This window comes from Halomonas marinisediminis (genome assembly GCF_004347715.1).
Taxonomy (GTDB): domain Bacteria; phylum Pseudomonadota; class Gammaproteobacteria; order Pseudomonadales; family Halomonadaceae; genus Halomonas; species Halomonas icarae.
The window spans coordinates 88,661-96,981 of record NZ_SLTR01000014.1; the positions used below are offsets into that span (position 1 = coordinate 88,661).

General features: G+C 62.7%; 3 protein-coding genes. All 3 read right to left on the minus strand.

The window, feature by feature from the left end:
- Nucleotides 1-15: 15 nt before the first annotated feature.
- Genes E0702_RS11280 through E0702_RS11290 form a run of 3 tightly spaced genes read right to left on the minus strand, consistent with a single transcriptional unit; the run spans nt 16 to nt 8,060 of the window.
- Nucleotides 16-2,832: a BPTD_3080 family restriction endonuclease gene (locus E0702_RS11280; RefSeq protein WP_132043891.1), complete on the minus strand. Its 2,817-nt coding sequence runs from the start codon at nt 2,830-2,832 to the stop codon at nt 16-18.
- Complete coding sequence (locus E0702_RS11285; RefSeq protein WP_132043893.1) at nt 2,829-4,766, minus strand: ATP-binding protein; 1,938 nt, start codon at nt 4,764-4,766, stop codon at nt 2,829-2,831. Before E0702_RS11285 ends, E0702_RS11280 begins: the two co-directional genes overlap by 4 nt.
- Before the next feature lie 3 nt (nt 4,767-4,769).
- Nucleotides 4,770-8,060 (minus strand): site-specific DNA-methyltransferase, encoded by a 3,291-nt coding sequence (locus tag E0702_RS11290; RefSeq protein ID WP_132043895.1) that lies wholly within the window; start codon nt 8,058-8,060, stop codon nt 4,770-4,772.
- Between the last annotated feature and the right edge of the window lie 261 nt (nt 8,061-8,321).

Consider the following 8,321-nt stretch of genomic DNA (forward strand, 5'->3'; position numbering starts at 1 on the left):
TCGATATAAAGCCAGTTACAGATACCTCTCGATGACGTCCCGCGTCTGAGCTGGCTCGAACACGGTATCGAAGGCCCACTGGCCGAAGCCACCCTGCTCGTTGACGGCCTTCACCCAGGTCTCCATGGCCGCGCGCTTCTCGGCATTCTGCTGGCTGTCCTGCCCTTTCACCTCGAGCACGAGCGTCTTGCCGTTGGTGAGCCGGATCAGGTAGTCGGGCACGAAGTTGCGCGAGGAGCCACGCCAGAGGTAGCGCACCTTGAAGTCGAGGTGGTCATTCTTGGCCCAGGCAAGGATGCCGGAGTGGTCCTCGCAGACGTCGGCCACCATCTTCTCCCAGGCACTGTCGTAGACGACGTGACTGATTTGGGAGCGCTCGGTCGGGGCGCATGGCTTGGTAGTGAGCCAGGGCCGCATGTAGGCCGTGGCCCCAATGGGCTGGTGCTCCTCGAAGATCAGCTCCTGACGCTCCACGTTCTGCTCGGTGACGTGGCGGCTGACGTGCCCCACCACGGTATCCATGTTGAGCGCAAAGAGCAGCCGGCGACGCACCGGGTCCTGGTGCCAGAGGCTGGGGATATCCAGCTTGTCGCTTTCCAGGAACTGCTCAACCAGCCTGATCAGCTGCACGGCGAGGTACTGCTTGTCGCCACCGAAGGTGGCCTGGTTCTGCAGGTAGAGCTTGCGGGCCGCGCGGAAGATCAGATTCTGCAGCCGGAACTCCTCCACCGCTCGCTCAAGGTCGATCTCGGTGGCCATCGCCAGGTTGGGTGAGCCGGTCAGCGAGGGGGCGATATCCGCGTTGAGCGGGGTCTGGGCCGGGTCGAGGGTCAGCGTGGGCACGCTCTGCCAGTCGACCACCAACTCCGGCTTGAGCACGTTGTCGATGCGGTCGACGTTGGGCCAGCGAATTTCCAGGTTGTTGCGACCAGGCTCGACTTCGATGCGCACGCTTGGCTTGGGCGGCGGGGGTGCCTCGCCGCCTTCGCTGGCGTCCTGGAAGATGGAGAGCGGCACTCCGAAGACGTTGACGTACTCGGGGAGAAACTTGCGATCGGCATCCATGTCGTGGGAGACGCGACGTAGCCCGCGGCCGATCACCTGCTCGCACAATAGCTGACTGGTGAAGGCGCGCAGCCCCATGATATGGGTGACGTTGGCGGCGTCCCAGCCCTCGGAGAGCATGGCCACCGAGATGACATTCTGCAGGGCCTGGCCCGGCTGGCCCCGCTTGCCGACGGTATCGACCAGGGCGCGCAGCTGCTCCTCCTGCTTCATGGCCAGCAGGTCGGCCTCCTTGTCCGCAGGCAGACTCGCTGCCTTGATCAGGGCCTCCAGCCGGGCGGCGTACTGCTTGTCCTTGGTGATGTTTTCACCCTGCTCGGCCTTCTCGAGCACCTTGGAATCGACCCGCAGGGTGGCATCCGGGGCCTGGGTCTCCTGGATCAGGCAATCACCGCCATTGAAGAAGTGCTCGATGCGCGCCGCGGTCTCGGTGCGGTTGCAGACGGTGAGCATCACCGGGGGAATGGTGTGGCCGGCCGCTTCCCACTGGTTCCGGGTTTCCTTCCAGTCGTAGGCCAGCAGGGCGTAGGCCTTCTGTACCAAGTCAGGCAGGGGGGCGGTGGGTTCTGCCCGGCGGTTGAGGTCTTCCTTCACCTCGTCCTCGCGGTAGAGATGGTAGAGCTTGCTGGCGTAGGTCTTGGCGTTGGCCAGGGCGTCATCGCGCACCACCACCCGCGGGGTCTTCACCAGCCCCGCCTCGATGGCGTCGTTGAGGCCGAAGTCGGAGACGATCCACTCGAACAGGCCGGACTCGGTATTGCTCTTGCCGGTGGGGGCGAAGGGCGTGGCGGAGAGGTCGAAGCAGCGCCGGATACGTCGGGTCTTGTGGATGCGATCCAGCCCCTCGATCCAGCGGGTGGCCTCTTCCAGGTCGATACCCAGTTCCTCGGCCTGCTTCTTGCTGACCTTGGATTCGGCCTGCTGGCGATAGGCGTGGTGGGCCTCGTCGTTGATCACGATAAGGTCGCGCTCGTTGGCCAGCGACCCCAGCACGCGACGGGTGAAGGCCTCGTCGCTCTCCTTGCCCTTCTTGACCACGGAGCGGGCCTGCTCCTTCAGCGGCATCAGGGTGTGCCAGTTCTCGATGACAAGTTCGACCCGGTTGAGCTGCTGCCGCATGGCTTCGTTGGGGCAGAGGTTGAACTCGTCATAGACGTTCTGGGGGTGGCCTGGCTTCAAGACCTGCAGGCGGCTCTTCACCGTGAGGCCCGGGGTGACGATCAGCACCGCCTTGGAGAAGCGGCGGTCCTTGGGGTAGTGGATGGCGTTGAGGGTCTGCCAGGTGATGATCAGCGACATCACCGAGGTCTTGCCGGAGCCGGTGGCCATCTTGTTGCAGATGCGCTCCCAGGGGCCGCCGTCACCGCTGAGAAAGATGCCCTGGCGGTAGGACTCTTGGGCTTCCAGCCACCAGATCAGGGTCTCGATGGCCTCAAGCTGGCAAAAGTAGAACGGGTACTGGCGCGGCCCACCCTCCCAGCGGCAGGCATCCGGGTCCCAGTCGCCCCGGGCGTGCCAGTGATCGAGCAGCTGGCGGGTGACGCTGGTGACACCGGGGTAGCCTTCTGCCCGCCACTCATCGACGCGCTGACGAATACGGTTGACCTGCTCCAGAGGCTCGGTGCGCTGGGTGTTGTTGCGGGTATCGAAGATCTCGTAGGCCGCCGGACGACGCCCCTGCTGGCGGGTCATCTGCTTGCCGTCGCGCTCCCAGTAGGCCGAGGGGGCATCGTAGGGCGAGTTGATGATCAGTGACTTGGCCGTCATGCGGTGATTCCTTCTACCGTGCGATAGCCCTGGCGGCTGTGGTTTGGAACATTGGGATATCGAAGCTGGAGCTGGCCTTCGCGCACCATGGGTGTCAGGTAGCGGGTGCGAAGCCCTTCTGGGTTGCGGCCCATCAGATAAGCCAGCTGCGCCAGGCTGAGATAGCGGCCCTGACACAAAACCTTGAGGACTCGCCGAATCTCCTCCCCCGACGGACGATGACCACGAACATGGGTGGTATCTGCCCGCAGGCTGGCGGCGGTGTCGACGCCACACTGCAGGACCAGCTCTTCCCACACTGGGTGGCCCGGTTCCGCATAGTGTAGGGAGCTAGTGTCGGAGTGTGGGGAGCTAGTGTCGGAGTGCAGGGAGCTGGCTTGGTGTTGTTCGCTGTTGCGAGGCGAAGGGACTGCTTCGACCTTGAGCCCGGTCGGTGCTGCCAGGACAGTGGGAAGCGTGTAGTAGGCCCCTCGACTGCGTCCATGGGGCACCAGCATGCCCTTCTCCACCAGACCGCTGAGCATCTGGGTGATATCGACGCGGTGCAGGGTCAGCATCTCCTGGAGGCGACGGTTGGTGACCTGCTGCTCCAGGGCGGCGATGACCAACGTCTGCGCCTCGTCCGGGGAGAGCGCCTCGAAGGCTTCCCCGAAGCGCTGCTGCAGGCGTGCCAGCACGTCCTCGGGCATCACGCTGATCAGCGGCAGGGTGAGGATCACGCGATCAGGTCTCAGGGTTTCCTTCAGGCTGGGCGGCTGCCATAGCTGGGCGTGCCAGCTGCGCCGTATCTTGTCGAGGCCGGAGCCGGCCTTGTCGCCGACGCCGAGCAGCTGGAACATCAACTGCAGCGACTTGTTGCGACACTCGGTGACCCCTCCGGCCAGCAGCTGCTCCTGGGAGAGCAGCAGGGTGCCGGGGTTGGAGAATTCGAAGCGCTCCTTGAAGCGATCCACCACGATGCCGCCCTGGCCGGTGTGGTCGGCATGGATCAGGGCGTTGACCAGGGCCTCCGTCAGCGCCTCGTGGGCATCGCTCTGGGCACGGCGATCCGGCCGGAAGGGCACCTTGAGGGCAGGATCATGGCTGAGCTTCTGTACGACGCGCTGGTAGAACTGGAAGAGGTTGGCTTCCCAGGTGCCGTCGATGGTGAGGCGATCGCTCCAGCGGATGTCGTCGTCCTCGGCCAGGCGCTCGCGATAGTCGAGATGAAAGCCCGGCACCGCCAAGGGGTCCTGGATGGCCTGCGTCTGGCCGAACATCAGCAGCCCGGCTACGGTCAGCCCCTCCTGCTGGGTGCGGCGATCCTTGCGCCATCCCCCGAGCTTCTTCAGCAGGCCGAGGTCATCCTCGGTCAGCCAGGCATGGTTGGGGGCGCGTGAGGCCATGCGATTGCGGTACTGCTTGAGCGAGGCGGGGTCGAGGTCGTCGAAACCGAAGTACTCGAGGATGCGGCTGTCCGCGGGCTCCTGGTCGAGGCGGTCGGCGAACATGCGCTGCACCTCGGCCTCGTTGCAGCGGAAGTCGCCCTCGTGGTTGCGGCGGTAGCTGCCCTTGAAAGGATCGACGCCGATATAGACCGGCCGCTCGCTGCGGGTGGCGCGGGGCACCTCGATCACCAGGATGGCGTCGCCCTGATAGGTCTCGACGCTGACATGGTGCTCCTGGAGAATATTGGCGCTGACCTTCTGGGGGTTGTTGAGCGTGACCCAGAACTCACCGCGCAGCTTATCCACATCCGCTTGCGTGAGACCGGCTGTGGATGGACCCTCGTCGCCCTCCTTCACCCCCAGGTAGAGCGTGCCGCCCGCAGTGTTGGCGAAGGCGCTGTAGGTCTCCCACAGGCTCTTGGGTAGCCCGCCCTTGGCCGCCTTGTATTCGGTATCGACCCCCTCATGGCGAGCCAGCACCTCGAAGAGGCTGGTGTGCTGTGTCATGGGTCAGTCCAGCCGAACGACTTTCAGCGATTCGATGCCGCGGTTATCGACGATCTTCACCGCGATGCAGCGGTTGTCTCCGGGCTCGAAGGGCAGCGACCTGGTGCCGTGATACTGGCCCAGCAGCTCCTCGTTGAGCTCGGCGCGGATATCCTTCTTGAGCTTGTACCAGCCATCCTTCTTGCCAGCCATGGGGAAGAACACCTGGCGCGGGTAGAGGGAACGGTCGTCGTAGTCGGTATCCAGCTCCCACACGGCGATGTCGCGTTTGCCGCCGGACTTGAGCTCGCCGCTCTTGGTATCGAAGTAGTCAAAACCATGCACCTCGACCTGCAGCTTGCCGTCCATGAGGGTATGCACCTCGACGTCCGGTTGGCCCATCAGCCAGAAGGACTCGTTACTGCGCGCGTTCTTCTTGAGGTCTTCGGTGAGCAGATCGGTGTTCATCTGTACCTTGAGGGCCTGGATGCCCTTGATGCTGTCGATATCCTTGGCCGCCTCCGGATCGAAGGTGAAGGCACAGAACACCAGCAGCTTGGGCAGCGGGAAGAGGTCGCCGGCCTCGTTCTTGGCGATCTCCACCTGGCGCTGTTCCAGGGCGGCGTATTCGGGGCCGAAGCTGACGGCGACACGTTCACCGGTCTCCGCGACGGTGCCCACGGCATGCAGGTACTTGGCGCCGGGCAGGGTCTCCAGATCCATCAGCTTGAGGTGCTGGCCCCCCTTGCCGCGGATGCCGGCCTTGAGCAGCTCCTCACGCCACTGAGCATGGCGGGAGGTGGCCCCGGAGCGCGCCACGGCGACGTCGGCCTCCTTGGGCTGCTCGGCCTCGTCCAGGCCCAGCACGGTGGCGAAGGGCACTGCCTCCACGGTGAAGGGGCCGGTGATGCGCAGCTTGTCGCGGCTCACCTCGGGCTGGTCGTAGAGCACCTCCTGGCCGGCATGGTTGGCGATACTCTCGTCCATGCGGCGCTGCATCGTCTGGCGGGCGCTGTGGAAGGCTTCGAAGAACGGCTTGGCGGCCTCCGGCCACTCGTCGGGGAAGTCGAAGGGCACCTCCCACTCGAGCAACTCGTTGACCTGGGCAGTCTCGCCCGAGGGCAGCGTGACCGTCTTGCTGTCGGGGGCGGAGAAGTCGACCTTGTCGCCCTTGCGGCCACCCTCGGTGACGGTGAAGGTGATGGGGTCGTCTTTAAGAGACAGGTTCAGATCGGCCAGAGCTTTCTCGATGCTTGGATGGTACTGCTCGTAGAGCTCATCGATCTCCGGGTTGTTGGCGATCGACTTCAGGGTGATATGCGGGACCGTCTTGTAGATAAAGCCGCCACCCAGCCCCTCGTGGGGATACTTCAGCTCGTAATAGTCGTAGCTGGCGGTCATCAGCCGCTGCTTGGCCAGGGTGACGGCCACCCGAGAGGTATCGCAGGTGACCCAGCGGCGGCCCCACTTCTCGGCCACATAGGCGGTGGTGCCGGAGCCGCAGGTGGGATCCAGTACCAGATCGCCGGGGTCAGTCGCCATCAGCATGCATCGTTCAACAACTTTGGTTGACGTCTCTACAACATATTTTTTGTCTGACGAGAAGCCCGCAACCCCGGTATCTGACCATAAGTTAACTATTGGAAAAACCGGAAAATCTTCCAAGTATCTAACGTATCTAAGTGTGGACCCGCTAAGCATTAGCCTATTAGACATCTTCAGCCGGGGCATGGACCCCCTCTCTGTTTTCCAGTACCCTTTGGGAAGAACAGACAAGCCAAAAATAGGGACTTCATATTTGGTGCCCGGACTCTGACTTTCAACACTCTGAGAAGTTAATACTTTTGCTCCCTCGCTCTGAAGCTGGGTAATGTCCTCGCCTTTCTTTATCGACCTACGAAGCCCACTCGACTCTTCGATACGATTGTAGCCACTACCCCCATCACCATTAGCACTCTTCGCACGGTATAGCTGGTTGTATTTCAGCTTCTCTTGGTCTCTTGCATACCATACCAAGTAATCTGAAACCCCTGCCAGCCGGTTATCAGACTGTCCGGCTGTTTTCACAAAATTAATTACTGAGATCAGGTTGTTAGCCCCAAAAACCTCATCCATCAGCTCCCTAACATGATGCAGATTCACGTCCGAAATCTGCACAAACACTGAGCCGCTATCGCTCAGCAGCTCTCTCGCCAGCAGTAGCCGATCGCGCAAATAGGTCAGGTAGGAGTGAATGCCCAGCTCCCAGGTATCCCGGAAGGCCTTGATCATCTCCGGCTCCTGGGTCAGGTCTTCATCCTTGCGATCCTTGACGTCCCGCTTGTTCGTGAACGGCTGGAAGTTGGAGCCGTATTTGATGCCGTAGGGCGGGTCGATATAGATCATCTGCACCTGCCCGGCCATGCCCTCCTTCTGCAGCATGGAGTTCATTACCAGCAGGGAGTCGCCGGCGATCAGGCGGTTGGCCCAGTCGCGCTCGTGCTTGTAGAAGTCGATGGCTTCGCGCAGCGGCAGGTTCTCGAAGGGGGCGTGGAACATGTCGGGCTGGAAGGCACTCCCGCTGTTCTTGCCCGCCTTCATGCGCTTCTGCACCTCGCCGAGGATGGTAGCGGGGTCGATGCGCTCATGGACGTGCAGGGAGACGGTATCGACCTCGAAGCTGGTGCGCTCGGCCTTGCCGGTCCACTGCAGGTAGGGGGACTGGCGACGCTTGAGCTCCTCGAGCGCCGCCTTCATCTGCTCCTGGTCACCGGAGGCGAGAGCCTCGTCGATCAGCGCCTCGATCTGGGCACGGTTGGCAGAGGAATCGAATTGCAGCTCGGGATCGAGATGCGGGTCGTAGGCCCAGGTGGTGGTCTCCTCCACACCGTCGCTGGCGGTATCCACCATGCCCACATGGGGGTTGTTCTTGCGCTTCTCCTCGAAGCGGTAGGAGAGTACCTGGGACTGGTCAGGCTTCTTCTGGCCTGCCCGGGGGGCCTTGCGCGGCTTGACCGGCTGCTGGTTCAGCGGCAGCTCGGCGGGGACCTCCTGCATCTGCAGGGAGAGGTCTGGGGCGCCCGGGTCTGGAGCCGGTGCTTCTACGGTGTCTTCAGACTCAGGAGTGAGGCGGTATACGGATCCACCGCGGCCGCGACCCTTGCCCAGCACGCCTTCCTTGATCAGCCCGTCGCGCACTCGCTCATAGTCGAGCTTGTCGACCTCGGTCGCCTCTTCGCTGAGCTGCTTGAGCAGCCTGGCGTTGCCGATGGTGTTGCCGTCATCGGGCACAAGGGTAAGGATCAGCTCGCGTAGCTGGGCGTCGGTCTGGCTCATGGGGCGTCCCTGTCGTTCTGGCGGCGATGAATGCGCTTAGCCTGCTGATGATACAAGCCATCATGGTGAATCGGCAGGGAGGCCGCAAGGCGCGATGTGGCCATGGACGCTAGCCCGTCTCAGCCGTGCCCTTAGCATATTCTTGCCATCTTTTGGGATCACGCACGAAATCGGCTCCAGACACGCCATACCATATTGAAGTGGTCTAATTGGAGCGGACACCCCGATAAGCCTCATAATGGAGGCAATGGAGGTGTTCAT

Bases quoted from the DNA above. Each gene is read 5' to 3' on its own strand.
- E0702_RS11285 (WP_132043893.1), bottom strand. From the start codon at position 4,766: ATGACACAGCACACCAGCCTCTTCGAGGTGCTGGCTCGCCATGAGGGG.
- E0702_RS11280 (WP_132043891.1), bottom strand. From the start codon at position 2,832: ATGACGGCCAAGTCACTGATCATCAACTCGCCCTACGATGCCCCCTCG.
- E0702_RS11290 (WP_132043895.1), bottom strand. From the start codon at position 8,060: ATGAGCCAGACCGACGCCCAGCTACGCGAGCTGATCCTTACCCTTGTG.